This window comes from Burkholderia sp. LMU1-1-1.1, assembly GCF_040675865.1.
GTDB lineage: Bacteria > Pseudomonadota > Gammaproteobacteria > Burkholderiales > Burkholderiaceae_D > Rugamonas.
Genome location: NZ_JBEGHG010000006.1, coordinates 184,335 through 209,561, shown reverse-complemented (window position 1 = coordinate 209,561; position 25,227 = coordinate 184,335). Strand labels below are relative to the sequence as shown.

23 protein-coding genes and 1 pseudogene are annotated in these 25,227 nt (G+C 65.9%); 10 read left to right on the top strand and 14 right to left on the bottom strand.

All coding sequences use genetic code 11. The features are described from left to right. Positions 1-494: pseudogene (locus tag MRBLMU1_RS07810) on the bottom strand (hypothetical protein); the annotation flags it as partial. Between the two features lie 462 nt (positions 495-956). Between MRBLMU1_RS07810 and MRBLMU1_RS07805 the strand changes: the two are divergent. The 9 genes from MRBLMU1_RS07805 (at position 957) to MRBLMU1_RS07765 (ending at position 9,248) form a co-directional block, all read left to right on the top strand. Then, positions 957-2,015 (top strand): porin, encoded by a 1,059-nt coding sequence (locus MRBLMU1_RS07805; RefSeq protein WP_363499434.1) that lies wholly within the window; start codon positions 957-959, stop codon positions 2,013-2,015. Positions 2,016-2,178: 163 nt separating this feature from the next. Next, positions 2,179-2,847, top strand: coding sequence for a DUF484 family protein (locus MRBLMU1_RS07800; protein ID WP_363499420.1), 669 nt, complete (start codon positions 2,179-2,181; stop codon positions 2,845-2,847). Positions 2,848-2,853: 6 nt separating this feature from the next. Then, positions 2,854-3,789: a tyrosine recombinase XerC gene (locus MRBLMU1_RS07795; protein ID WP_363499418.1), complete on the top strand. Its 936-nt coding sequence runs from the start codon at positions 2,854-2,856 to the stop codon at positions 3,787-3,789. Positions 3,790-3,941: 152 nt separating this feature from the next. Further along, a complete protein-coding gene (locus MRBLMU1_RS07790) occupies positions 3,942-5,009 on the top strand; it encodes a CobW family GTP-binding protein (RefSeq protein ID WP_363499416.1) in 1,068 nt (355 codons plus the stop codon). Between the two features lie 113 nt (positions 5,010-5,122). Continuing rightward, positions 5,123-5,569 (top strand): RNA polymerase-binding protein DksA, encoded by a 447-nt coding sequence (dksA, locus tag MRBLMU1_RS07785; RefSeq protein ID WP_363499414.1) that lies wholly within the window; start codon positions 5,123-5,125, stop codon positions 5,567-5,569. Between the two features lie 136 nt (positions 5,570-5,705). After that, a complete protein-coding gene (locus MRBLMU1_RS07780) occupies positions 5,706-7,076 on the top strand; it encodes a hypothetical protein (RefSeq protein ID WP_363499412.1) in 1,371 nt (456 codons plus the stop codon). 70 nt (positions 7,077-7,146) lie between these two features. Continuing rightward, positions 7,147-7,689 carry an ATP-dependent protease subunit HslV gene (gene hslV / locus MRBLMU1_RS07775; RefSeq protein WP_315220365.1) on the top strand — a complete coding sequence of 181 codons (543 nt, stop codon included), beginning with the start codon at positions 7,147-7,149 and terminating at the stop codon, positions 7,687-7,689. After that, entirely contained in the window at positions 7,686-9,026 is a 1,341-nt protein-coding gene (gene hslU, locus MRBLMU1_RS07770; protein ID WP_363499409.1) for an ATP-dependent protease ATPase subunit HslU, read from the top strand. Before hslV ends, hslU begins: the two co-directional genes overlap by 4 nt. A 15-nt stretch (positions 9,027-9,041) precedes the next feature. Further along, a complete protein-coding gene (locus MRBLMU1_RS07765) occupies positions 9,042-9,248 on the top strand; it encodes a hypothetical protein (RefSeq protein ID WP_363499407.1) in 207 nt (68 codons plus the stop codon). A 45-nt stretch (positions 9,249-9,293) separates the two neighbouring features. On the opposite strand, the gene MRBLMU1_RS07760 is transcribed toward MRBLMU1_RS07765, so the two are convergent. Beyond that, positions 9,294-9,890, bottom strand: coding sequence for an outer membrane beta-barrel protein (locus tag MRBLMU1_RS07760; protein ID WP_363499405.1), 597 nt, complete (start codon positions 9,888-9,890; stop codon positions 9,294-9,296). 166 nt (positions 9,891-10,056) lie between these two features. Between MRBLMU1_RS07760 and MRBLMU1_RS07755 the strand changes: the two genes are divergently transcribed. Next, positions 10,057-10,818 (top strand): helix-turn-helix domain-containing protein, encoded by a 762-nt coding sequence (locus tag MRBLMU1_RS07755; protein ID WP_363499403.1) that lies wholly within the window; start codon positions 10,057-10,059, stop codon positions 10,816-10,818. Between the two features lie 22 nt (positions 10,819-10,840). On the opposite strand, the gene MRBLMU1_RS07750 is transcribed toward MRBLMU1_RS07755, so the two are convergent. The 12 genes from MRBLMU1_RS07750 to MRBLMU1_RS07695 form a co-directional block, all read right to left on the bottom strand. Continuing rightward, positions 10,841-11,707, bottom strand: a complete 867-nt coding sequence (locus MRBLMU1_RS07750) for a nucleotidyl transferase AbiEii/AbiGii toxin family protein (RefSeq protein WP_363499401.1) — start codon at positions 11,705-11,707, stop codon at positions 10,841-10,843. After that, entirely contained in the window at positions 11,695-12,777 is a 1,083-nt protein-coding gene (locus MRBLMU1_RS07745; protein ID WP_363499399.1) for a type IV toxin-antitoxin system AbiEi family antitoxin, read from the bottom strand. The genes MRBLMU1_RS07750 and MRBLMU1_RS07745 overlap by 13 nt, the downstream gene beginning before the upstream one ends. A 70-nt stretch (positions 12,778-12,847) precedes the next feature. Beyond that, positions 12,848-15,121 (bottom strand): patatin-like phospholipase family protein, encoded by a 2,274-nt coding sequence (locus tag MRBLMU1_RS07740; RefSeq protein ID WP_363499397.1) that lies wholly within the window; start codon positions 15,119-15,121, stop codon positions 12,848-12,850. 9 nt (positions 15,122-15,130) lie between these two features. Next, positions 15,131-15,799 carry a type II secretion system protein N gene (locus tag MRBLMU1_RS07735; RefSeq protein ID WP_363499395.1) on the bottom strand — a complete coding sequence of 223 codons (669 nt, stop codon included), beginning with the start codon at positions 15,797-15,799 and terminating at the stop codon, positions 15,131-15,133. 26 nt (positions 15,800-15,825) lie between these two features. Further along, entirely contained in the window at positions 15,826-17,046 is a 1,221-nt protein-coding gene (gene gspF, locus MRBLMU1_RS07730) for a type II secretion system inner membrane protein GspF (RefSeq protein ID WP_363499392.1), read from the bottom strand. Between the two features lie 17 nt (positions 17,047-17,063). Further along, entirely contained in the window at positions 17,064-18,485 is a 1,422-nt protein-coding gene (gene gspE / locus MRBLMU1_RS07725; RefSeq protein WP_363499390.1) for a type II secretion system ATPase GspE, read from the bottom strand. Between the two features lie 14 nt (positions 18,486-18,499). After that, a complete protein-coding gene (gspD, locus tag MRBLMU1_RS07720) occupies positions 18,500-20,797 on the bottom strand; it encodes a type II secretion system secretin GspD (protein ID WP_363499388.1) in 2,298 nt (765 codons plus the stop codon). 130 nt (positions 20,798-20,927) lie between these two features. Then, a complete protein-coding gene (locus tag MRBLMU1_RS07715; RefSeq protein ID WP_363499386.1) occupies positions 20,928-21,701 on the bottom strand; it encodes a type II secretion system protein N in 774 nt (257 codons plus the stop codon). Between the two features lie 28 nt (positions 21,702-21,729). Next, positions 21,730-22,242 (bottom strand): type II secretion system protein GspM, encoded by a 513-nt coding sequence (gene gspM / locus MRBLMU1_RS07710; protein WP_363499384.1) that lies wholly within the window; start codon positions 22,240-22,242, stop codon positions 21,730-21,732. A 34-nt stretch (positions 22,243-22,276) separates the two neighbouring features. Beyond that, the gene (gene gspL, locus MRBLMU1_RS07705) at positions 22,277-23,527 is read right to left on the bottom strand and encodes a type II secretion system protein GspL (protein WP_363499382.1); all 1,251 of its coding nucleotides are present in this window, start codon (positions 23,525-23,527) and stop codon (positions 22,277-22,279) included. A gap of 37 nt (positions 23,528-23,564) precedes the next feature. Then, positions 23,565-24,611, bottom strand: coding sequence for a type II secretion system minor pseudopilin GspK (gspK, locus tag MRBLMU1_RS07700; protein ID WP_363499380.1), 1,047 nt, complete (start codon positions 24,609-24,611; stop codon positions 23,565-23,567). After that, on the bottom strand, positions 24,608-25,222 hold the full coding sequence (locus MRBLMU1_RS07695; RefSeq protein ID WP_363499378.1) for a PulJ/GspJ family protein: 615 nt from the start codon (positions 25,220-25,222) through the stop codon (positions 24,608-24,610). Before MRBLMU1_RS07695 ends, gspK begins: the two co-directional genes overlap by 4 nt. Between the last annotated feature and the right edge of the window lie 5 nt (positions 25,223-25,227).

Sequence of the window (25,227 nt, the reverse complement as noted above, 5' to 3'; positions counted from 1 at the left end):
CGGCCGGCGCGCGCGGACGGCGGCGCCGACGCCAGCGCCGCATGGGCCGCCGGCGCGCCGCCCTGCTGGGCCAGCAGCCACTGCGCCTCGACCGAGCCGGAACGGGCGGCCGTGTCGAGCGCCTGCAGCGCCTTGTCGCGCAGCTGGGCGTGATGGGGGACTTGGGCGGCGTCGTGCAGCGCCGGCTGGTTCAGCACCAGTTGCGCCAGCACCACACCGGCTTGCTCGACACCGGCGTCGTACGCGCGGTCGTACCAGGACAGCACGGCTGGAAGGCAATGTTGGGCGTGTTCGAAAGGGACGTAACTACCGATCAGCATCCAGGCTTCATCCTGGTCCTGCAGCGCGGCGCGGTTCAGCCAGTGCAGCGCCGTTGGCAAGCTCAACGGCAAACTGGCGCCACCAAACAGATACAGCTTCCCCAACGCCAGCTGGCAGACCGCGTCTCCCGCGCGGGCGCCCCGTATGATCCCTAACTCTTCTCGATTTGCCATCGTCTCACTATGAATGTGATTTATCGAAGCGGGCGGTGCATTGGCGCCGTTGCCAGGCGGGCCGGATCACCATGAGACTCCAAGTGTAGCGTGCCATCGACGCCACACCCTAGACATAATGCGCGGCCCCTTGATCTGCCACAAGCCCGAACCCCCTGCCGCCCCTGTACGCTGGAGCTGTTTTGATGCTTCCATGAAAAGAAATAATGCAACAACAGCAGGTTAGTCCCTGTGACGGGGCGGGCCAAGAGCGCGGCTTGTGGAGCACCGATCAAGCGTTTCGAAAATACAACAAGAAGCCGCGATTCCCCTGCTTTTGACACAAACAAGCCGCCATAGTCGACCATTCCAACGCGTTTGTCCCGGTGAGCCTTTAAGGTTCGATCCAACCGGGGAGAGATGAAGCGGCCGGACAGCATTAGACCTTTGTACGTTTTACTCTAAAAAGGAATAACTCAAATGATCAAAAAATCTTTAGTGACCGTGGCACTCATGGGCGCGTTCGGCGCTGCATCCGCGCAATCGTCCGTCGCCATTTATGGCACTCTGGATGCTGGCCTTTCCAAGCGCACCAACTCCGGCAACACCTCCACCATGGTTGGCAAACGCGACAACAACAAACTGGGTTTCCGCGGCGTCGAGGACCTGGGCAACGGCCTCAAGGCCTTGTTCCAGCTGGAGATCCGCTATGAGCCGGACACCGGCGTCATCGAAAACACCACCCGTCCGCTGTTCCAGGGCCAGAGCCGGGTCGGCCTGCAGGGCGGCTTCGGCACCGTGCGCATCGGCCGCGGCCTGACCGCGTTCCAGGAAACCAGCACCGCCTTCGAGCCATGGAGCGGCATGCCGGCCACCGCCGGCTACCAGACCGACCTGCAAGTGGCCGGCTATACCAGCGATCCGCTGAGCGCCGCCGGCAACTCGGCCAACCGCTTCTCGAACGCCGTGTTCTACAACACGCCCGTGATCGGCGGCATCTTCCAGTTGAACGTCACCGTGGCCTCCAAGGACGCCAACAACAACCCGGTCATCATCGGCCGCGGCACCACGCTGGCGCCGCAGTTCCCGGCCAACAGCATGGCCGCCGTGGTGCCGTACTCGCTCAGCGCCACTGCCACCACCGGCCCGTTCGCCGCCTACGGCGCCTACGAGCGCAACGCCGTCGACACCAAGCTGTGGTCGGTCGGCGCGTCGTTCAAGCCGATCCCGGACTTGAAACTGATGGGCTCCTACCAAAAGCAGGACCAGGAAGAAAGCGTCCTGATCAATCCTGAAACCAAGGCATGGCTGGTCGGCGCCAACTACACCATCGGCCCGGGCATGATACGCGCCGGTTACGGCCAGAAAAAACCCGACAACCAAGCCAACAATCCGAACATCGCCAAGACCAAACAGGTCTCGGTCGGTTACGACTACAACCTGTCGGCCCGCACCTATCTGTACGTGGACGCGGCCCGCAAAAAAATCACCCCTGCCGCGACGTTCAATTTCTACAGTCTCGGCATACATCACAACTTCTAAACCTCGCGGTCGGCAAGAACCGCTGGTGTGACGTTGGGGATACGGACAAGGGCGACCTTGTCCGTTTTTTTTTCGCGCGGCGCAGCGTGCAGTTTTCGTTCAGTACAAAGCCTTGCGTCGGTTAAAATATGTGACTAGCCCCAACCTTGCAGATAGAGTACCCATGACCGTCCCACTGGATTCCACACTTGTCGCGCAGTATCTGACAGACCACCCGCACTTCTTCGAAGAACACGCTGACTTGCTCGGTGAAATCAAACTGGCCAGCCCCATCACCGGCCGCGCCGTCTCGCTGCAGGAGCGGCAGATGGAAGTGATGCGCGATAAGTACAAGGCGCTGGAACTGCGCATGAGCAACCTGATGCGCCTGGCTTCCGAAAACGAAGCCATCGCCAACAAATTCCACCGCTGGACCAAGGTGCTGCTGGAGGCCGAGGATGTGGGCTCCATGCCACACTCGGTCGTCAGCGGGCTGAAGTCGGCCTTCGACGTGCCGCAGGTGACCTTGCGCATCTGGGACACCGAGCCCGAGTACGACGGCGAATGGTTCGTCAAAGGCGTGTCGGAGGACGCGCGCATCTTCGCCAACAGCCTGATGGCGCCGTATTGCGGCACCAACAAGGACTTCGAAGCGGTGCGCTGGCTCGACGACGCCTCGGGCATCACGTCCACCGTGATCATCCCGCTGCGCAAGCCTGGCAACAAGAACGCCTTCGGCCTGCTGATCCTGGGCTCGGCCGATCCGGCCCGCTTCACCTCGCTGATGGCGACCGACTTCCTGGTCCACATCGGCGAAACCTCCAGCACCGCGCTGGCCTGGCTGCTGGCCTGAGCCGCCATGGGCGCCGAACCGGACAGCAAGCTGGCCTGGATCGACGCCTATCTCGGCTATTTGCGCACCGAGCGCAAGCTGTCGGCGCACACCACCTCCGCCTACGCGCACGACTTGCGGGAACTGGCCGCGCTGTCGGACGGCCACGACTGGCAGGACATCGACCATTTCCTGATCCGCCGGCTGACCGCCAAACTGCACGCAAAAGACCTCGATCCGCGCTCTATCGCGCGCAAACTCTCCAGCTGGCGCGGATTTTTCGGCTGGCTCGGCGACCGCATCGCGCTCTCCGCCAATCCGGTCCAGGGCGTGCGCGCGCCCAAACGCGCCAAGACGCTGCCGCGCGCCCTGTCGGTCGACGACGCGGTGCGGCTGGTGGCGCCGTCGACGCCGCGCGCCGGCACCGGCACCGAGCCGGCCGACCTGTGCAACCGCGCCATGTTCGAACTGTTGTATTCCAGCGGCCTGCGGGTGTCCGAGCTGGCCGGCCTGGACCTGGCCGCCGGCAAGGACGCGCTGGGCTGGGTCGACCTCGACAACCGTGAAGTGATCGTCACCGGCAAGGGCAACAAGCGCCGCGTGGTGCCGGTCGGCGCCGCCGCGCTCGAGGCGCTGGCGGCATGGATCGCCGTGCGCCCGGCCCCGCGCGACGGCGGCGACGCGCTGTTCGTCAGCACCCGCGGCACGCGCGTCTCGCCGCGCGTGATCCAGCAGCGTTTGCAGGCCCACGGCGTGGCCGGCGGCGCCCCGGTGCGCGTGCACCCGCACATGCTGCGCCATTCCTTCGCCTCGCACGTGCTGCAATCGTCGGGCGACCTGCGCGCGGTGCAGGAAATGCTGGGCCATTCGAGCATCAGCTCGACGCAGGTCTACACGGCGCTCGATTTCCAGCATCTGGCCGAGGTGTACGACAAGGCGCACCCGCGCGCGAAGGTGAAATAAGGCGCACTACCCCGGTAAATCCGGCCCGTGCTGACGTTGCTCAATCGGACCAATTGCTAGCACAATTGAAATTCCGGCATAATCGGCCGATTGTATTTTTGCGGTTGAGCCCAATATAGGGTTCCCGACCACCAGACTCAGGCTGCTAGAACATGGAACTGATCCCCACCACCATCCTGACCGGCTTCCTTGGCGCCGGCAAGACCACGTTGCTCAACCGCATCTTGCAGGAACAGCACGGCATGCGCATCGCCGTCATCGAGAACGAGTTCGGGCAGGAAAACATCGACAACGAAATCCTGGTCCAGGATAGCGGCGAGCAGATCGTCGAAATGAACAATGGCTGCATCTGCTGCACCGTGCGCGGCGACCTGATCGTGGCGCTGACCGGCCTGGCGCAAAAGCGCGCCGCCGGCGAACTGCATTTCGACCGCGTCGTCATCGAGACCACCGGCCTGGCCAATCCGGGACCGGTGGCGCAGACCTTCTTCGTCGACGAGGAAGTGGGCACTCACTATATGCTGGACGCGGTGGTCACGGTGGTCGACGCCCGCCACGCCATGGACCAGCTGGACCAGCACGAGGAAGCGCAGCGCCAGGTCGGGTTCGCCGACAAGATGCTGCTGTCCAAGACCGACCTGGTCACCGAGGAGGAGTTGGCGGCCTTGACCGCCCGCCTCAAGCGCATCAATCCGCGCGCACCGATCGGCAAGGCCGATTTCGGGCGCGCTCCGCTGACGGACGTGCTGGACCTCAAAGGCTTCAACCTGAACGACAAGCTCGAGCTGGACCCCGATTTCCTGGCGACCGACCAGGCCCACGACGACGACCACGTGCACGACGAGCACTGCGGCCACGATCATGGCCACGAAGGCCACGGACACGACGGCCACGACCACAACCACCATCACGGCCACCACAGCGACGACATCGCCGCGTTTGTGTTCAAAAGTACACGCCCGTTCGACACGGCCAAGCTGGACGAATTCCTCGGCGGGCTGGTAAACGTCTATGGTCCTCGCATGCTGCGCTACAAAGGCGTATTGTTGATGCAGGGCGCCGACCGCAAGGTGGTGTTCCAGGGCGTGCACCAGATCATGGGCAGCGATCTGGGCGCGAAATGGGGAGAAAACGACGTTCGCGGCAGCAAAATGGTGTTTATAGGTAAAAATCTGCCAAAAGACATCTTTATTAGCGGTTTGGAACAATGTCTGGTATAAACTATCCGGGTTTTGTGGGGATGGCTAAATTGCTACTGAATTGCCACGATAATTGCCACGAAATCCGGGCTGATTAATTTGAAAACTCTGTCGTATCGAAGGTAAGCGAAGTTATGACCAAAACTAATAAATCGACCCCCGCCGCCGCCGACCACATCCTGACCGAAGAAGAAATTCTGAAGATGGATGAAAAGGACTATATGAATCCGGCGCAAATGGCATTTTTCAAAGCAAAGCTGCAAGCCCTTGAGAAGGAGCTGCTGAAAAACGCCGGCGAAACCACCGAACACCTGCGCGAAACCGTGCTCGTGCCGGACCCGGCCGACCGCGCCACGATCGAAGAGGAACACGCGCTGGAACTGCGCACCCGCGACCGCGAGCGCAAGCTGCTCAAGAAGGTCCAGCAGTCGATCGTCGCCATCGACGGCGGCGACTACGGCTGGTGCGAGGAAACCGGCGAGCCGATCGGCATCCCGCGCCTGATCGCCCGCCCGACCGCCACCCTGTCGCTAGAAGCGCAACAGCGCCGCGAACTGAAGCAGAAATTGTACGGCGACTGATCACGCCGGCCGGCCCCCTGCGGCCGGCCGTCGCCAAGCCGGACCGGAAAGCACGCGCCCGCCGCGTGCTTTTTTACGTGCTTTTGCATACCCTTCCCATCCGTAACACGAAAACCGCTTTCCCTTCCGCTACACTATGTCGCAGGCGCCAGGTGCCGGCGCCGACGACGACGAGGAAAGCGTGGGACTGTTTTCGATTTTCAAAAAAACCGATCAACCGCGCCCGGACGAGGCGCCGGACCCGCTCAGCGACGACGACGCCGCGCGCCTGGCCGCCAACAGCGAAACGGCGCGCCAGCACCAGCAGGCGCGCCAGCGCGAGATCGCCCGCGCCACCGCCATGAAAATCGACGCCATCGAATCGGCGATGGCGTTCGACATCTTCAACGAACCCGAGCCGGCCTGGGGCAGCCAGCGCCCGTCCGCGCGGCGCCACAACGGCGCCGACAGCGGCGACGCGGACGCCGGCGCGCCGGCCGACGTCCCCACCACCCTGCTGCTGCGCGACGACGACCTGCCGGAGGCGGCGGTGGCGGCGCAGACCGCGCCGGTGGTCGAGGAAATCGCCATCCTCTACGCCAACGGCCAGGGCGCGGCGGCCGAGCAGATGCTGACCGACAGCGTGGGCGCCAGCCAGGACCGCACCGTCTGGTGGATGCTGTTCGACCTGTACCAGGTCAGTGGCCGGCAGGAGCGCTTCGACAACCTGTCGATCGACTACGTCAGCACCTTCGAGACCTCGCCGCCGTCGTGGAGCGCGCCGGCCGACCTGGCGGCCGCGTCGCCCGGCTGGGCCGGCGTCACGCCCACCACCACCTTCGGCGGCGTGCTTGGCGAATCCATCGCCGGCCAGCTCGAACACCTGCTGCGGCTGGCCGACGACCACCCGGTGCTGCGGCTGGAATTCCACCGCGTCACCGAGATCGAGGCGCCGGCCTGCTGGCTGCTGCTCGACACCCTACGCCGGCTGCAGGCCCGCCAGCGCGAGCTGATCCTGGTGGGCGCGGCCGAGCTGGCCGCGCAGATCCGCGCCGGCATCGCCATCGGCCGCCCCGACGACACCGAGGGGCCGTGGCTGCTGTTGCTCGAACTGCTGCAACTGCTCAACCGCGAGAAGGAATTCGAGGAGACCGGCATGGACTATTGCGTCACCTTCGAGGTGTCGCCGCCATCGTTCGTCGCCCCGCACAAGGTGGCGATGGCGCCGGCCCAGCGGGCGCCGGCCTCGCCGGACCGCTTCATGTTGCCACCGGTCATGGAAAACCAGCTCGGCCCCCTGCTGCCCGCCATCGAGCGCTACGCCGGCCAATACCAGAACATCGTGTTCGATTGCTCGCGGCTGCTGCGCATCGACTACCCGGCCGCCATCGGCCTGCACGCCTGCCTGCAGCCGCTCGCCGCCGAGGGCCGCAAAATCGAATTCCGCGACGTGAACCATCTGGTCACGGCCCTGTTAAGATTGCTCGGTTACGGCGACATCGCCCGGCTCTACCCGCACAAGTACTAACTTGCAATTCCGGTTTCCAGCCCCACTTTTCAAGTCTTGAAGCAGTTCGCGTCATTACTCTGAGGTCAATATGGAACAATTTCACGGTACCACCATCCTGTGCGTGCGCCGCGGCAAAGACGTCGCCCTCGGCGGCGACGGCCAGGTCACGCTGGGCAACATCGTCATGAAGGGCACGGCCCGCAAGGTGCGCAAGGTCTACCAGGGCAAGGTCCTGGTCGGCTTCGCCGGCGGCACCGCCGACGCCTTCACCCTGCTCGACCGCTTTGAAGGCAAGCTGGAAAAACACCAGGGCAATCTGCTGCGCGCCTCCGTCGAGCTGGCCAAGGACTGGCGCACCGACCGCGTGCTGCGCCGCCTGGAGGCGATGCTGCTGGTGGCCGACCACGAATCGACCCTGGTCATCACCGGCAACGGCGACGTGCTCGAGCCCGAGGACGGCATCGGCGCCATCGGCTCGGGCGGCACCTATGCCCAGTCCGCCGCCAAGGCTTTGGTGGAAAACACGGAACTGTCGCCCGCCGAAATCGTCAAAAAGTCACTGACCATCGCGGGCGAGTTGTGCATCTACACCAACTTGAACCACATCGTTGAAACACTGGAACCAGCATGAACATGACTCCCCATGAAATCGTCGGCGAACTCGACAAACACGTGGTCGGCCAGGGCAAGGCCAAGAAGGCGGTCGCCATCGCGCTGCGCAACCGCTGGCGCCGCCAGCAGGTCGAGGAGCCGCTGCGCCACGAGATCACGCCCAAGAACATCCTGATGATCGGCCCGACCGGCGTCGGCAAGACCGAGATCGCGCGCCGCCTGGCCAAGCTGGCCGACGCGCCGTTCATCAAGATCGAGGCCACCAAGTTCACCGAGGTCGGCTATGTGGGCCGCGACGTCGACACCATCATCCGCGACCTGATCGATATCGGCATCAAGCAGACCCGCTCGGCCGAAATGGCCAAGGTGCGCACCCGCGCCGAGGACGCCGCCGAGGACCGCGTGATCGACATCCTGCTGCCGCCGGCGCGCGACTTCGGCTTCCACCAGTCGACGCCGTCGGACGCGCCGCAGGCCGGCGACGCCACGCGCCAGACCTTCCGCAAGCGTCTGCGCCAGGGCGAGCTGGACGACAAGGAAATCGAGATCGAACTGGCCGAGACCGGCCCGCAGATGGAAATCATGGCCCCGCCGGGCATGGAGGAAATGACCGAGCAGATCAAGTCGATGTTCTCCGGCATCGGCGGCGCGCGCAAGAAGGCGCGCAAGGTCAAGATCAAGGAGGCGATGAAGTTCCTCATCGACGAGGAGGCCGCCAAGCTGGTCAACGACGACGAGATGAAACAGAAGGCGATCCAGAACGTCGAGCAGAACGGCATCGTCTTCCTCGACGAGATCGACAAGATCGCCTCGCGCTCGGAAGTGGGCGGTGCCGACGTCTCGCGCGCCGGCGTGCAGCGCGACCTGCTGCCGCTGGTCGAGGGCACCACCGTCAACACCAAGTACGGCATGATCCGCACCGACCACATCCTGTTCATCGCGTCGGGCGCCTTCCACCTGGCCAAGCCGTCCGACCTGATCCCGGAGCTGCAGGGCCGCTTCCCGATCCGGGTCGAACTGGAGTCGCTGTCGATCGCCGATTTCGAGCGCATCCTCACCAGCACCGACGCCTGCCTGACCAAGCAGTACGAGGCGCTGCTGGCGACCGAGAACGTCAAGATCGAGTTCTCGCCGGAAGGCATCACGCGCCTGGCGGAGATCGCCTATTCGGTCAACGAGCGCACCGAGAACATCGGCGCGCGGCGCCTGTACACGGTGATGGAAAAGCTGCTGGAGGAACTGTCGTTCACCGCCAGCGAGGACGGCGGCAAGGTCATCACGATCGACGCGGCCTATGTCAACGAGCGTCTGGATGCGCTGGCGGTCAACGAAGACCTGTCGCGCTACGTGTTGTAAGAAGGGGGGACGGCGATGGCGAACAAGGCCTTGTCGACGCGGCAGAAGATGACGATCCGCGTCGAGCCGTCGCAAAAGCCGCCGCGCAACCCGGTGGCGCTGGCGGCCAAGGCGCGCGCCGGCGGCGCCGGTCCGCACGCCAAACCGGCTGCTTCCGAACGCCAGGCCGCCAAGCGCCTGCTGGCCAAGGCCAGGCTGAAGCCGGACCCGGACGAGCAGTAAAAACCGTCAGCGGGCGCCGGTGGTGGCGCCCGCTCTCGGGTAATCTTAGAAGTTGTATTTGAGGCCGGCGCTCACCACCGCCGGATCGCTCTTGCTATAGCTGTCGAGCTTGATGGGCATGTAGTTTACGTCCACCGTGGCGGAAATGTTGGGGCTGAGCTTATAGGCCGCGCCAACGCCTGCGATGACGTTGGCCGTGTCACGACTCCAGTTGTAAGAGTTTGGGAGTTCGTAGCTGCGCTTGGTGTGAGTGTACGTCGCGCCCAGCCTGCTGGTCAGCGACCACTTGTCGTTCAGCTTCACGGCGGTGGTCCAGCTCAGGGCCGCGCCGTTGGCCTGGGTTTTGATGCCCGGAATGTAATAGTCGGCATACATGCCATAAGCGTCCTCTTTCATCCTGGTCGTATACAACATCAATTCCAACGCATGCACCTGCTGCAAGTCGAACGCCGTGCTGCTGCCTATCGTCAGACCGCCGTACACACGGGTGATCGCCCTGGTGTTGCCGTCGGCGACAATTGCGCCAATATCGGCGCCCAAATAACCGGGCGAAACCGGCGCGGCATCGGCCGCCTGGACGTTGGAGAAGCTGGACAGCGCGGCAATCATGCCCGCGCACAGGGTTTTGATCATGGTGGACATAGGTTTCCTGGATTGAAGTGGTTCGGGGCGCCGTCCCTTCTACGAGGGACAGCGGACGCAGTGTGGCCCACATCCGCGCGTTGTCCTATTTGAATGTTCCAGGAACCACTTTTCAGCACAGCAAGTACCGTGCTACGATACCTTTGTTTTTTTACTAAGGGCATCCATGAGTTCACCGGAATTGCTGTTGCAGGTACTGCGGACGCAGATGCGGACCGCCGGCGTCACCTACAAAATGCTCGCCGAGCGCATCGCCATGAGCGAGTCGAGCGTCAAGCGCATGTTCGGCCAGCAGGACATGTCGCTGTCGCGGCTGGCGCAGATCTGCAAGGCGGCCGGGGTGGCGATGGAGGACGTGCTGCGCGGCGCTGCCGACGCCACGCCACAGGCCGACGCGCTGACGTTGACCCAGGAAAAATCGCTGCTGACGCAGCCGCATCTGCTGTTGATGGCGATCTGCTGCCTCGGCCACTGGACCCTGGAGCAGGTGCTGGAAACCTACGACCTGACCGAACCCGAATGCATCATGCTGCTGGCCGAGCTGGACCGCCTTGGCGTGATCGAGCTCAAGCCGATGAACCGCTACCGCCTGCGCGTATCGAACGCGTTCCGCTGGCTGCCGGACGGCCCGGTGCAGCAATTTTTCCGCGAGCACGCGGTGGCCGACTACTTCGGCGGCAGCTTCGACGGCGCCGGCGAAACCTTGCTGTGCCTGCCCGCGCGGCTGTCGCTGCCGAGCGCGCAGGAGCTGGTGGGCCGCATCCAGCAGCTGGCGGGCGAGCTGGCGCGGCTGCACCAGGGCGACCGCAAGCTGGCGCCGCAGGAGCGCGACGGCTTCACCCTGCTGGTCGGCTTCCGCTCATGGGAATTCGCCGCCTTCACGGCGCTGCGGAGGGCGCGGGCGCAGCCCGAATCCAAGCCAACATGACGGCCTTGTCCTCGCGGCGCTTTTACCTCAAGCTTAGTGCCCGTAACCAGGCATCGACCTGTCCGAAAGCGTCTTGCTGCCATTGATCCGGGCTGCGAACGCCAAGCATGTTCGTATCTTCGACGAAGCGGCGCACACATGTCGGGCCGAAACCGTCGACGTTATCGAATTTGCCGGCGATGAAGCCGTAACCCGCCGCGCCGCTGGCATGATCAAGTAACGGTCGACACGCTTCGGCGAGCACCTCTGGGCCTCCGGGATAGTTCCGAATGCAGTAATAGATGTCGTAGGCGTCCTTCTGTTTGTAGCGTCCCTCGATGGCGTGGCCTTTCATCGCAAGGAGGGCAGGGATCGAGCAAACGGCGATCTCGACCCGGTTCATCCCTCCAGCGGGCATCGTGCCACTGATCGCCACCAACTGATAAAACCGCACGGCCAAATCGGCGCCGTCCGCTCTTTGCACCGCAAAGTCGCTGATCAGCGGCGGGACGTTCTTAACGATCTCGGCGTCGCGAGGCATCAGGAAATCAACAATGATGTCGATGGGTTTGCCACCATCTCCTGTGGCAACCTGACGGACGAGCTGAAAGCGGCGAAGCTCTCGACGCTGCAGATAGCCATGTCCCTGTAACGCTTCGATCAGGGTGGCGTATTCACCATCACCCAAAGCCTGCGCATCCAAGCCAAGATCGACGTCGAGCGTACCGACGTGTGGCATGTCCTCATTGCTGAGCAAAAGCCACGGTACGGCGCCGCCAACGACCGCGAATTTTCCCTTGAAGCTGCCAAGAATCTGGCCGATCTCGATCAGCACCATTTTGACGGCGGTGGTCGTGCGGTCGTCGTAGTCGGCGGCCGACTGCGGCTCGCCGGGAGTCATTTCATCCATACGAGCCTTTCTTGCCGCAAATGATCCGCCGCCTCGCGCCCGCGTTCGCCGGCGTTGGCAAGATCGAGATAGACTTGAACCGGGCTTGTGCAAACGGCTCCGGGTGCGGGTTCCTCCGTGTCGCGCAACAGGCCGGTATCATTGAGCAGCGTGACCACCACGTTTTCGCCTTTGGAAATCGCCGAGAGCTTCAAAGCTGCCTGTAGGCGTTCAAGGCCAACTTCGTCCGCATAGAAATATTGCGTCCCTGTCCTGGCATATGGCGCGAGCCAATGAGCCGCCGAGAACGATGCAAATGCCGCCAGGCCGATCTCGCCATCGGAGCGAAGCACGCGGCGGGCGGCTTCTTCCAACGCGCCGCCATGCAGGGTTGTATAGAAAGCCAAACGCTTCCCAACCGGTGGCTCGTAGGCGTCCCGCCATTCGTCAAGCAACGCATCCGGCTCCGATAGAAACAGGCCCTCGTCAGATACTTGCGCCCACTCCCGGTCAAGCAGGGCTACACGAACGTTGCTGACGTGGCCGAGGCTTACGCCGGCAACCTGGGCGAGCTCCGTCACGCGCCATGCCCGTTGGGGATCACGTAGCAACACCCGCAACACCTGCGCGGATTTTGGCTTGAACAGCGACTTGAGTTCACGCCGATCGGCGATCGGTTTATTTGCGACCTGACGTTCGATAAAGACGCTGTCGAAGACCAGGCGGGCGTTACCTTCGAGGTCGAGAAAGCCCACGTCGTTCTCGCGGCACAGTGCCTGGGCGCCGGGAGAGAGGTAGGGGGCGATGAAAACAGGCGTGGCCCCTCGCTCATGGCGGCTTAAATATTCGCGCAGCTGGAATAAGGCCATCCGCACATGGCGCGGCTGGCCGCTGGATTTTACTTCGCATGCGAGCACGTGCCGCCGGCCGCAAACATCGATATTTGCGACGATGTCAATGCCCCGGTCTAGCCCGCGGATCTGGTTCCCAAGGTCCAAAACCTTAATCGCAGGTACTTGCTCCAACAGCGAACGAAGCGCCTCGGCAGCTTGGACTTCCAGATTTTTCATTGAATAAGCACATTTCAGCATTTGTTGAAAATAGCACTTTTAGTGAAATTGTCAAGATTATTAGCCGTTTAGCTTAGCTATTCACCAAAGGTCACCAAATCGGCCCGAGGAACAGATACATGCTGCTATCGCCCGACTTGGTGGCGCCGGAACCGAAATACAGCGGCCCGAAGCGCGTATCGACCGCCACGAAGCCGCTGGCGGCATGCTTGAGCGAACCCACCTTGAGCGGGTTGTCGGGCCCGTAGGCGGCGCCGGTTTCCAGCGAAAAGCCCAGCCGCACGTCGCCGCCCAGCGCGGTCGGCATGACGCCGATCCGCTTGGCCATGACCACCCGGCCCAGCACCGTGCGGCTGCCCAGCACCGAGTCGGTGGTGGTGCCTGACAGCCGCAAGAAGCCGCCCAAGGTCGATTGCGCCGCACCGCCCTGGTTGCGCGCCCACTCGCCATACACGTGGCCGGCCCAGCTGCCGAAGCTGAACGCCTTCAGCCACTGCACGCTCTGCCGCGCCGGCACCGGGCCGTCGCGCCCGCGCGTCATCAGCCGCTGCAACTCCACGTTGAACAAGGTGCCGCGCGTCGGGAAAGCCACCGTGTCCAGGCTGTCGATATTGAACGACAGCACCCCGACGTTTTGCGACTCGCGCACCTCGCCCGGCTCGTGCGGGATGGTCTGCTGGGACGTGACCGTCTGGCGCACCGCCGTGTAGCGCACGTCGCCCCAGTTGCCGAGCTGGCGGCCCAGCGCCACCGACACGCTCTTGGCGTTGTAGCCGAAGCGCGCCTGGCGGAAGCCGGAGGCATCGAAGACGTCGAACGCCGACGAGCCGTACTGCAACTCGGGCGCGATGTACCATTGCGACCCCGCCCCCAGCGGCTGCCACCACTGCGTGCCGATCACGCGCTCGGTGCCCACGCGCGCGACCGTGCGCAGCTCCGCGCCCCAGTCGTTGAGCGAGGACAGCACATGCATGACCTTGAGCTCATAGGCGTTGTTGTCGGTGAAGTCGCTGTTCAATTCCAGGCCCACGCGCAGGCGGCTGCGCGCCCAGTCGGCCTCGGTCGGCTTGATCAACACGCTGCGGCCGTCCTGGTCGTCGCGGATCTCGGTTTCCACGCGCGCCAGGTCGCCGCGCCCGAACAGCTGGTTGCCCGCGCGCTGCGCCTGTTCGCTGGTGATCATTTGCCCGACCTTGAGTCCCGACTGCACGGCCAGCGCCTGCGGATTGATGCGTCCGCTGGGCGCGACCTCCAGCTTGGCCAGCCGGACCGGCTGGTCGATCGGCACCGGCGCCGACAGGCGGTTGGTCTCATACGCGGCGTACTGCGCCTCGGGCAGCGCCAGCCGCACCAGCTTGTCGCTCATGGACCGCACCGCCGCCTCGCCCTCCTTCATCGCGCGGTCGTGGCTGCCGAAATCGAGGAAGCCGATGCCGCCCAAATCCGGCGCCAGCAGGATGTCGCCGGGACGCAGGTCCTTGAGCGAGCGCTGGACGTTTTGCTCGGTCAGGATCTGCAGCATCTGCTGCGCGACGCTGACCGCGCTGACCAGTTCCTTCTCCTGCGCCAGCGGCGTGCCGACGTTGACGGCGATGATGATGTCGGCGCCCATCTCGCGCGCCACGTCGACCGGCAGGTTGCGCACCAGGCCGCCGTCGACCAGCAGGCGCTGGTTGACGCGCACCGGCGCGAACACGCCCGGCACCGCCAGCGAGGCGCGCATCGCCAGGAACAGCGGCGTGTCGCGCAGCTCCACCAGCTCGCCGGTGACGAGGTCCGAGGCGACCGAGCGGAACGGCAGTTGCAGCAGGTCGACCGGCTTGTCGCGCGCGCCGTGCGGCAGCACCCGCGTCAGCGCCAGCTCCAGCGCCTCGTTGCCGGCGGCGGCCGGCGGCAAGGTGACGCCGTCCATGCGGGCACCCAGCTCGATGCGCGACGGCAGCAGCAAATCCTCCTCGCGGCGGCGGAACACCAGCTGGTCGCGCGGCGGACGGTCCGCCACCACCGCGTTCCAGTCGGTGCGGCGCACCAGCTGCTCGAGCTGCTCGACCGAGCTGCCGGCGGCGAAGGCGCCGCCGACCACGCTGCCCATGCTGGTGCCGACGACGAAATCGACCGGGATGCGCAACTCCTGCAACGCGCGCAGCACGCCGATGTGGGCGAAGCCGCGCGCGCCGCCGCCGGACAGCACCAGCGCGATCTTGGGACGCGCCTTGGCGTCGGTGTCGGCGGGCGGCGGCGCGACCGCCGGCGCCACCGAGGCGGCGTTCGGATGGACGGGCGTCTGCGCCGACGCGCCGAGGCAGGCGATGGACAAGAAAAAGCCGCAGCAAACGGCTGCGGCCAGGGAGCGGGCGATAACCATAAGCCTCTCTTATTGTTGACGGTCGAAGCCGGGAACGGGCGCGATGGTGGTCGATGACGTGCTGGAACGTGGCGGATTCTGCTGCTGTTGCTGCTGTTGCTGCTGTAACTGCTGCTGTTGTTGCGGCGTCTGCATCGACGGCGGCGGTTGCATGGCCGGCGCCGGCTGCATCGCCGGCGGTGGCACCGGCGCGGGCGCCGGCGGCGCCCCCTGAGGCCCCTGCTGCCCCGGTTGCATCGACTGATACGGCTGGCCGCCGGCCGGCCCCGGCGAACTGGCGGCGCCGGCATCGCTCGGCAAATCGATGCGCTTGATGGCGCCGCCCTCGGACAGCAGCACGTACTTCGGATGCACTTCCTTGACGGTCACGCCCGGCACCACTTCCTTGCCGATGCCCAGCGCCAGCGCCGGCTTGTTGTCGACGGCCAGGATGGCGGCGCTGCCGGAGCCCTGCGAAGCGACCACGCCCTTGAGCTGGTAATTGCTGGCGGCGGCGACCGAGATCTGGCCGCCGAACAGGCCCTTGGCGGCGTCCAGGTTGAGCGCCACCGGCGGTGGCGGCGGCGGCGCGGCGATCGCGCGCTGTGGCGGCTTGAACAACTGCAAGCCCCAATACGCCAGCGACGCCGACAGCAGCACCACGGCCAGCACGCTGCCGACCAGGGGCAAACGCTTCATAGATTCATGCTTCATAACTTCCCTTGTCAGCGTACCAGCTGATTGATTTCGATGATAGGCATCAGCACGGCCAGCACGATCAGCAGCACCACCACGCCCATCGCCAGGATCAGCGCCGGTTCCAGCAGGCCGGCGATGGTCAAGGTGCGGCGCTCCAGGTCGGCCTCCTGCGCGGCGGCCGCGCGGTCCAGCATGGCCGGCAGTTCGCCGGTGATCTCGCCGGCGCGGATCATGTGGATCAGCATCGGCGGAAAATGCTTTTGCGCCGACAGCGAGCGCGCCAGGCTCACGCCCTCGCGCACGGCGTCGCTGGCCTCCTCCACCAGCTCCTTCATGGCGACGTTGGACAGGGTGTCGCGGCTGGTCTCCAGCGCGCGCAAAATCGGCACGCCGGAACCGGTGGTGATCGCCAAGGTGCTGGCGAAGCGCGCCGTGTTAAGGCTGCGCTCGAACTTGCCGTACAGCGGCGCCGTCAGCAGCCAGGTGTGCCAGCGGCGCTTCAGCGCCGGGTTCTGCAGCGCCCGGCGCCACATGAACCACGCGCCCACCAGCAGGATCGCCACCACGATGCCGTAGTTGCGCACGAAGTCCGACACGGCCAGCATGATGATGGTCAGCACCGGCAGCTTCTGCTTGGTGTTGGCGAACACCGAGACGATCTGCGGCACCACGTAGGTCAGCAGGAAGATCACGATCGAGAACGCCACCACGGTGACGATGGCCGGATAGGTGAACGCCAGCCGCACCTTTTGCACCAGCGCGTTGCGGCGCTCGATGTAGTCGGCCAGGCGTGAGAGCACGCGCGACAGTTGGCCGATCTGCTCGCCCGAGGCGACCAGCGCGCGGTAGATCTCGGCGAAGTCGCGCGGATGGCGTCCCAGCACGTCCGACAGCGCGGCGCCGCCGATCACCTCCGAGCGGATCGAGGCGATCAGGTCGCGCATGTACGGACGCTCGGCCTGCTCCAGCAGCGCGGTGAAGGCTTGCTCCAGCGGCAGGCCGGCCTCCAGCAGGCTGGCCAGCTGGCGCGTGAACAACGCCAGCTCGGTGGTCGACAGGCGCTCGCCGAAGCCGCGGCTCTTGGCCACGCCGGCGGCGTCGATCTGCGCGGCGATGGCGTCGACCTTCAGCGGCACCAGCCCCAGGGAGCGCAACTCCGAGCGGGCCGAACGCGCGCTGTCGGAGTTGAGCACGCCTTTTTTGGTGGCGCCGCCGGCGTCGACGGCTTCATAGCGGAATGCGGGCATCGTCGCTTACCTATCCTCTAGTCTTTGGTCACGCGCAGCAACTCGGCCTGCGTGGTGATGCCGGCGGCCAGCCAGCGCTCGCCGTCGTCGCGCATGGTTTGCATGCCGCTGCCGATGGCGGCGGCCTTCACTTCGGCCTCCGAGGCGCGGTTGTGGATCTGGGCGCGGATCTGCTCCGTCGTTTCCAGGAATTCGTAGACGCCGACGCGGCCCTGGTAGCCGGTGTGGCCGCAGTGCTCGCAGCCGACCGCGTGCCACAGCTGGCCGTCGAAGCTCTTGCAGTGGCCGCACAGCTTGCGCACCAGCCGCTGCGCCAGCACGCCCAGCAGCGAGGACGACAGCAGGAACGGTTCGATCCCCATGTCGAGCAGACGGGTGACGGCGGCGGCGGCGTCGTTGGTGTGCAGGGTCGCCAGCACCAGGTGGCCGGTCAGCGAAGCCTGCACGGCGATCTGCGCCGTTTCGAGGTCGCGGATCTCGCCGATCATGATCACGTCCGGGTCCTGGCGCAGGATCGCGCGCAGCGCCTTGGCGAAGGTCATGTCGATGCGCGGATTGACCTGCGTCTGGCCGACGCCGTTCAAGTCGTACTCGATCGGGTCTTCCACCGTCATGATGTTGGTGGTGGCCGCGTTCAGCAGCGACAGCGCCGCGTACAGGGTGGTGGTCTTGCCGGAGCCGGTCGGCCCGGTCACCAGCACGATGCCGTGCGGCTGGTTGATCAGGGCGTCGAACTTGGGCAGCATGGTCTCGCTCATGCCCAGGTGGTTCAGGTCGAGGCGGCCCGCCTCCTTGTCCAGCAGACGCAGCACGGCGCGCTCGCCGTGCCCGGTGGGCAAGGTCGAGACGCGCACGTCGACCGGCTTGCCGCCGATGCGCAAGGTGATGCGGCCGTCCTGCGGCAGGCGCTTCTCGGCGATGTCGAGCTGCGCCATGATCTTGATACGCGAGATCAGCGAGCCGTGGATCGCCTTGCGCGGGCGCACGATGTCGCGCAGCGAGCCGTCGACGCGGAAGCGCACCACCGAGGTCTGCTCGAACGGCTCGATGTGGATGTCGGAGGCGCTGTCGCGCAGCGCCTGCGTCAGCAGCGCGTTGATCATGCGGATCACCGGCGCGTCGTCGGACGATTCGAGCAAGTCCTCGATCGCCGGCACGTCCTGCAGCAGCTTGGTCAGGTCGAGCTCGGCGTCGAACTCGTCGGCCACCATCGAGGCGTTGCCGCCGGCGCTGGCGTAGGCGGTGGCGATGGCCGTCTCCAGGTCGGCGCGCGTCATGCTCTTGAGCTGGATGCGGCCGAAGCGGCGCGACACCTCGGCGATGGCGGCCGGCGCCGTGGCGCCGCACACCATGACGTCCACCGTGTGCTCGGCGGCGTCGCTCTGCTGCGCCAGCACGACGAAGTCGCGGGCGAAGGCGTAGGGTAGAAGATTACTCATCTCGTCGGCTCATCTCACTGCTGCGGTTGCTGCTGTTGCGGCTGCGGCTGCACATTGTCGGCGCGCCCCGGCACGCGCGGAATCGGCGCCGGCGGGATCGGCTTGGCGACCACGCCGCCACCGCTGAGCACGCCGTTCTGCAGCGCGGGCAGCACCGGCTGGCCCAGATCCTCGACCAGCACGCTTTGCGGCGGCTTGATCGCCTCCTGCGACGAGCGCATGTAGTCGTAGCGGTCGGTCGCCAGGCTGGTGCTCTGCTCCTGGTTGCGGATCACGACCGGGCGCAGGAACACCATCAGGTTGGTCTTCTTGCGGCTGCGCGTCTGGTACTTGAACAGGTTGCCGATGACGGGAATGTCGCCCAGGCCGCGCGTCTTGTCGGTGCTGTCGCCCTCGGTGTCCTCGATCAGGCCGCCGAGCACGATGATCTGGCCGTCGTCGGCGATCACGTTGTTCTCGATCACGCGCTTGTTGATGGTGATGCCGGCGGTGGCCGTCAACGTCGATTTGTCGACGCTCGACGTCTCGTGGTAGATCGCCAGCTTGATGGTGCCGCCTTCGGATATCTGCGGGCGCACCTTCAGCGTCAGGCCCACTTCCTTGCGGTCGATGGTCTGGAACGGGTTGCTGTTGGTGCCGGACGTGGTGGTGAACTGGCCGGTCAGGATCGGCACGTTCTGGCCGACCGAGATCGTCGCCAGTTCGTTGTCGAGCGTGATCATGTTCGGCGTCGACAGCACGTTGGCGTTGCCGTCGGACTCCAGCGAGCGCGCCAGCAAACCCAGGCCGAGGCCGCCGGCGACCTGCTTGAACAGGCCCACCGTCAGGCCCGAGCCGGGCAAGGTCGGCGTGGTGGTCGACGACGAGCCGTTGAGCAAGGACAGGGCGACGTTGCCGATGTTGTTGTTGCTGCCGCCGATCGACGACTGCTGCAGGCCGCCGAGCCGGTACTTGCTGTCGGAGTTGCCGGTCGCGCCCAGCCACTGCACGCCGAACTCGGACGCCTTGTCGGACGTCACCTCGACGATCAGCGACTCGATGTAGACCTGGGCGCGGCGCACGTCGAGCTGATCGATGACGGCGCGCAGGTTGCGGTACACCGATTCCGGCGCCGTGATGATCAGCGTGTTGGTGGTGGCGTCGGCCTGGATGTAGCCGGCCTGGCCGCCGCCGCCCTGCTGTTGCTGCGAATTGCCGCTGCCGGTCAGCAGGGGATTGGTCGGGCCGGTGCTGCCGCCGCTGGCCGAGCTGCCGCTGCTGGCGCCGCCGAAGCCGCCGGTGTTGCTGCTCTGGCCGCCCATGCCCTGGCCGCCCTGGCCGGTGCCGCCGGTGCCGGTGCCGCCCTGCTGGTTGGGCGACGAGGTGTCGCCCGACACCAGCGCGCGCAACGTCTGCGCCAGCTTGGTGGCCTCGGCGTTCTTCAGGTAGACCACGTGCACGTTGCCCAGTTCCTGGGTCGGCTGGTCGAGCTTGGCGATCAGCGACTTGGCCAGGTTGGAGCGGGCCGCCGACGGCGCGCGCAGGATCAGGGAATTGGTGCGCGGATCGGCCAGCACGCTGACCCGGCCGGCGTCGCCGCCGCCGGCGCCCGGCGCGCCACCGCCGCCGCTCGCGTCCATCAGTTTGTTGACCATCGACGCCAGGTCACTGGCGATGGCGTAGCGCACCGGGATCACGTCGAGGTCGGCCGTGGCCGGCGCGTCGAGCGCAGAGATGATCTTGGCCAGGCGTTTCAGGTTGTCGGCGTAGTCGGTGATCACCACCGTGTTGTTGCCCGGGTTGGCGTTGATGGTGTTGTTCGGCGAGATCAGCGGACGCAGCACAGTGACGACGTTGCCGGCCGACTCGTAGTTCAGGTGGAAGATCTGGCTGACGATCTGGTCGCCCTTGATCTGCGTCGGCGCCGAGCCGATCTGGGTCGGGCCCGACTGCAGCTTGGCGTCCGCCTCCGGCACCACCTTGGCGTAGCCGTCGCCGCTGACAACGGCGTAGCCCTGCAGGCGCAGCGCCGAGGTCAGCAGGCTGAAGGCCTGCGACTTGCTGATCGATTTTTCCGACACCAGCGTGATCGTGCCCTTGACGCGGGGGTCGATGACGAAGGTGATGTTGGTGTAGTGGCCGACGGCCTTGATCACCGACTCGATGTCGGCGCCGACAAAGTTCAGCGCGGCGTCATCGGCGGCGGCGTGGGCCAGGGCCGGCCACAGCAGCCCGGTGGTCGGCACGGCGCCGAGCGCACAGCACAGCATCGCACCCGCGCTCAAGCGGCGCAGCGCGGGAAGATTGGATTTGCTCACGGACTGTTTTTTCATTGTCTGAACTTTGTATCTAGTGTTGTTGTGACCACGATTGAAACTAATAATGACGACGTCGGCGGCGCTTGGCCGATTACGCGCTGCGCGCTAATCCGCCCTACGAAAAACACGTCTATCGAGAAACCTCTCAACGGACCTCCAACGCGATGACGTTGCGGTCGCTGCCGGGACGGCGCTGGCCGAGCAAATTCAACAGATTGGCCAGCGTGTCCTCGTATCCCTTCGCCGCCTCCGCCTGCCCGGAAAACTGCAGACGGCCATTATTCAGGTTGCCGCGACCGCTCAGCAACAGCGGCCCCTTGACGGAATCGAGCGTCAAGGCCGCCTGCTGGCCGCGCCAGTCGAGCGCCAGCGTGTAGCTGCCCAGCGGGCTGATCGGCGCCAGCCGCGACGACATGTCCGTCATCTCCAGCGTGGTGCGGCCGTTGACGGCGACCTGGCGGTCCTGCAGCGCCAGCTCCAGCGCGGTCCACGACAGGCGCATGATGCCGCTCGGCGCCAGCGTGTTGAGCGGCGCGCCCAGCCCGGCCAGGCCCTGCGCCGGCAACAGCAGCGCCGACGGACTCAATTGCCACTGCGACCAGCTGCCGCGGAAGGTCACCGGCTGCGCCAGCGCCTCGCTGTTTTCCAGCCGCAGGTCGACCATGCCGACCAGCGCCAGCGGCGAGATCCTCCAGCTGAAACGTCCTGGCAGCAAAGGCGTGACCGGCCTGTTGCCGCCGGCCGCGCCGCCGATGAAGGCCGAGCCGCGCCACAGCGTACCCTGCGCGTCACCCAAGGTCAAACGGCCGCCGGTGCGCTGCTCGACGATGGACCCGAGCCACGTGGCCGGGAAAAACACCGCCAGGGTCACCAGCACGCTGAGCGCGATGGTCAGCAACCATAGCACGGCGCGCTTCATGCATGGCCTTTTTGCGCAACCCGCACGCTCATCGCGCGCCCTGGCGCAAGGTCAGCGTGGCGTTGACCATGCCGGCCGTGTCCTGGGCCGAGAAATTGGCGTCCTGGACGGCGATGCGGCTCTCGTTGCGCACCGCGTCCAGCCAGACGACGATGCCGGCGAAGGCCACGTTGTTGAGCTGGACCTTGGCGTACTCGCCGGTGATGTTGACCGACTGCGGCGTCAGGCCGCGCGCGGCCAGGCTGGCCGTCAGGCTGTCGCGCGTCATCGGCGTCGGCTCGATGGTGTTCTGGCCGCGCAGCGCGGCCGCCTCCAGCGCCATCGCCTGCAACTCGGCGGCCTGCTGGCGCAGCACCGGCAACTCCTTGCTCAGTTTCTCGCGGCCCTCGAGCGCCGGCGACAGCAGCACGCCGTAGAACAGGCCCAGCACGACCACGACGCCGCCGATGACCAGCAGGCGGCGCTCCTGCTCGGTGCGCGCCAGCCAGAAGGCCGACGCGCGGGCACGGTAGTCCTGTATCGTTTGATCGAGTTTGCTCATGCCGTTGTGCTCATGGTTCTATTCATCGTGATGCTCATGGTTTGCCTGCGCCGGTGGTGGCGACGCGGATTTGCCAGGTGCCGGGATTGGCCTCCGTCAATTCCAGCTTGCGGGCCTGCAGCGCGGCGCGGATTTGCGTCATCGCGGCGGCGTCGACGGTATTGGGTTTGACCTTGGCCTGAAGAGCGCGTTCCCTATAGTCCAACGTGGCGATCACATCGCGCTTGGGCAACACGCTCAGCGCCTCGGCCAGGTTGGCGCTCATGGCGATGAAGCCGTCGGGCGCGGCCTGGCCGTCGTCGGCCTTGGCCAGCGAAATGTTCTTGCGCATTTGCGCGGCCGGATCGAGGATCACGGTCTCCTTCGGATAGGCCGCCTTGAAGGTTTGCATCATGGCCTGGCGCACTTCGTTCGCTTCGCGCTTGAGGCGCATCCACTCGACGTTCAGCCCGACCACGTTGACCAGCACCGCCAGCGCGGCGATGCGCAACGGCCAGCGCCAGCGTTGCCATTCGCGCGCCGAGGCGCCCGCAGCGCCCAGCGCCGGCGCGAGGTCCAGTCCTGCCGAGCGCGACGCCGCCACCCAATGCTGCCAATGGTCGTCGGCCAGGCTGATGCCATGCGGCGCCGTGGCGGCGTCGGCCAACAGCGGCTCGAACTGCTGCATTTGCTCCTGCGACAGGTACAAGGTGACCGGCTCGTCGCCGGCCATCGCGCGCAGGGTGTGCAGCGCCGCCACCGGCTCGGCCGGCAACGCCAGGCCCATGCCGTCGTATTGCGAGCGGCGCAGGATCAGCTCGTAGCCGGCGTCGCCCAGGCTCAGCGCTGCCGACACCGATCCGGGCTGGAACGGCAGGCACAGCTGCATCGGCAGCACCGAGACGCTGTGCGCGCCCTGCGCCAGCAGCGCCTTGACCAGCACTTCCAGCCAGGCGCGCTGCACCACGGCGACGGTGCGCACGCCGTCATCGTCGGCCGCGCCGGCGGCCAGCACGCAATCGGCCGTGTCGCCCAGCACTTGTTCCTCGACCAGCGCCGGCAGCGCCGCCTTCAGGCGCGAGGCCGACAGCGGCGGCGCCTTCACGCGCAGCAAGGTCGCGTCCGACGCGGCCAGCATCAGCACCACGCGGCGCGAGGCGGCGATCAGCTCCCCCAGATTGCCCAGCGGCGACGTGCCCTGCCGCTCCAGATGGCCGCCGTCGCCGACCAGCGCGAACGGACAGGTCTGGGCCGCGCCGCTGTCGACGCTGGCCTTGGCCGGATAGCGGATAAATAATGTACTCAAAAGGTCTCGCTTTCGTTGATCGCTCTAAATCGCTGCTCTAGTTTTCCCGTATCCAAACCACCGTGGTCAGGCCTGTCGGCGCCCGCGACAGCAAGGACACCGTGTCCAGCGCCGCGCGGTCCAGCTTGACCTGGCTGAAGGCCAGGAAATAGTCGCTGCGGACATCCACCGGCACCGCCGTCTTGCGCTGCGCCGCGCCCATCTGCGGCTGCTGCGTGAAATCGGCCATCTGCCGATAATAAGCGCCCTTGCGGGTGTTGACCATCGCCGCCGCGTCGCCCAGCGACAGGCCCGGCACCAGCGCCGCGATCAGCTCCGCCGGCGCGGTGTTCACGTTGACCTTGGTCGCCTGCGGCAGCACGATGACAAACTCGCGCAGCCGCTCGATCGCCTGCGGCGTGAAGCCGCTGACGGCCAGCAAGTCCTCCAGCCGGACGAAGCCCATCGGCTCGACGCTGCCCGAGACCGGCACCGTGCCCGCCGGTGCGCCGGTGCCGGTGGTCGTGCCGCCGGTGCCTGTGGTGGTGCCAGTCCCGGTGCCGCCCGTGCCGGACGTCGGCACGGTCTGGACCGGTTGCGCCATCGCCACCTGCATCGCCACCTGCTGCGCCAGATTCGGGTCTAATTGCAGATTTGTCAAGAGGCGCTGGAAGACGCCGATCTCCAGCTTGTCCGGAACCCGCGCGGCCGCCAGGTTGGCGAGATTGTAGCGCGACTGCGCGTCGACAATCTTGCCTGACAGGGTGGCGTTGAAATCCTCGCCCTCCCGGCGCTCGCGCTCGACGTAATCGTCCAGCCGCGTCTCCTCCAGCGGCGTCGACCAGATGCCGTTCTGGCGCGTGTACATCTGCGAATCCAGGAAGTCCTGGAACAGGATCAGGCGGCTCAAGTCCAGCGCGCCGCGCACGATCCAGCGCGTTTGCAGTTGCAGCCGCTGGTTTTCCATCGAGCGCACCTGTACCTGCTGCTGCCAGAACAGGCTGGTGACGATGGTCACGGCCAGGGTCGTCAGCAGCAGCGCCGTGATGACCGCCACGCCGCGTTGGCGGATCGGCGCGCGGCGTCGCAGCGCCGGCCGCGTCACAGCGCCCCCAGCAGGAAGGATTTGACCATCGGCACTTCCTGGCCCTGCAAGGCCAGCGACACTTCCAGCCCGGTCGGCGCGTTGCCGGAGCCGCCCGTGGTCACCCCGGCCGCCGGGCGCCACTCGGTGTTGATCCAGTAACGCGCGCCCATCGACAGCACGTCGGACTGCAGCGCCACGCTGGCGGCGGTGTCGGTATCGTTGAGCGCCGCCTGCCACAGCGCGTCCAGTTGCAGCAGATCGCGCGTGGCGTTCGATTCGCGCCGCGTCAGCACGCCGTCGCGCACGCGGTAGGCCACCACCTGCAGCCGGGTCGGCTCGTTTTCCGTCATCACCACGCGCACGAAGGTGAGGCGGTCGTTATCGGCCAGCATATAGGCGCGGTTGTTCAGCAAGCTTGCCGTGGCCAGGCTGGCGCAATCGCTCTGCAGCTGCGCGAACGCCAGTTGCAGGCCGCGCGTCTGCTCCATCTTGGCCGTCAGCGACTCGCGCGAACGGATGATGCCGTCCAGGCCGCGCCAGCCCAGCACGGCGACGATGGCGAGGATGGAGATGGCCACCAGCAGTTCGATCAAGGTGAAGCCACCGCGTCGGCCCCTCGTGCCCCTCATGCCGG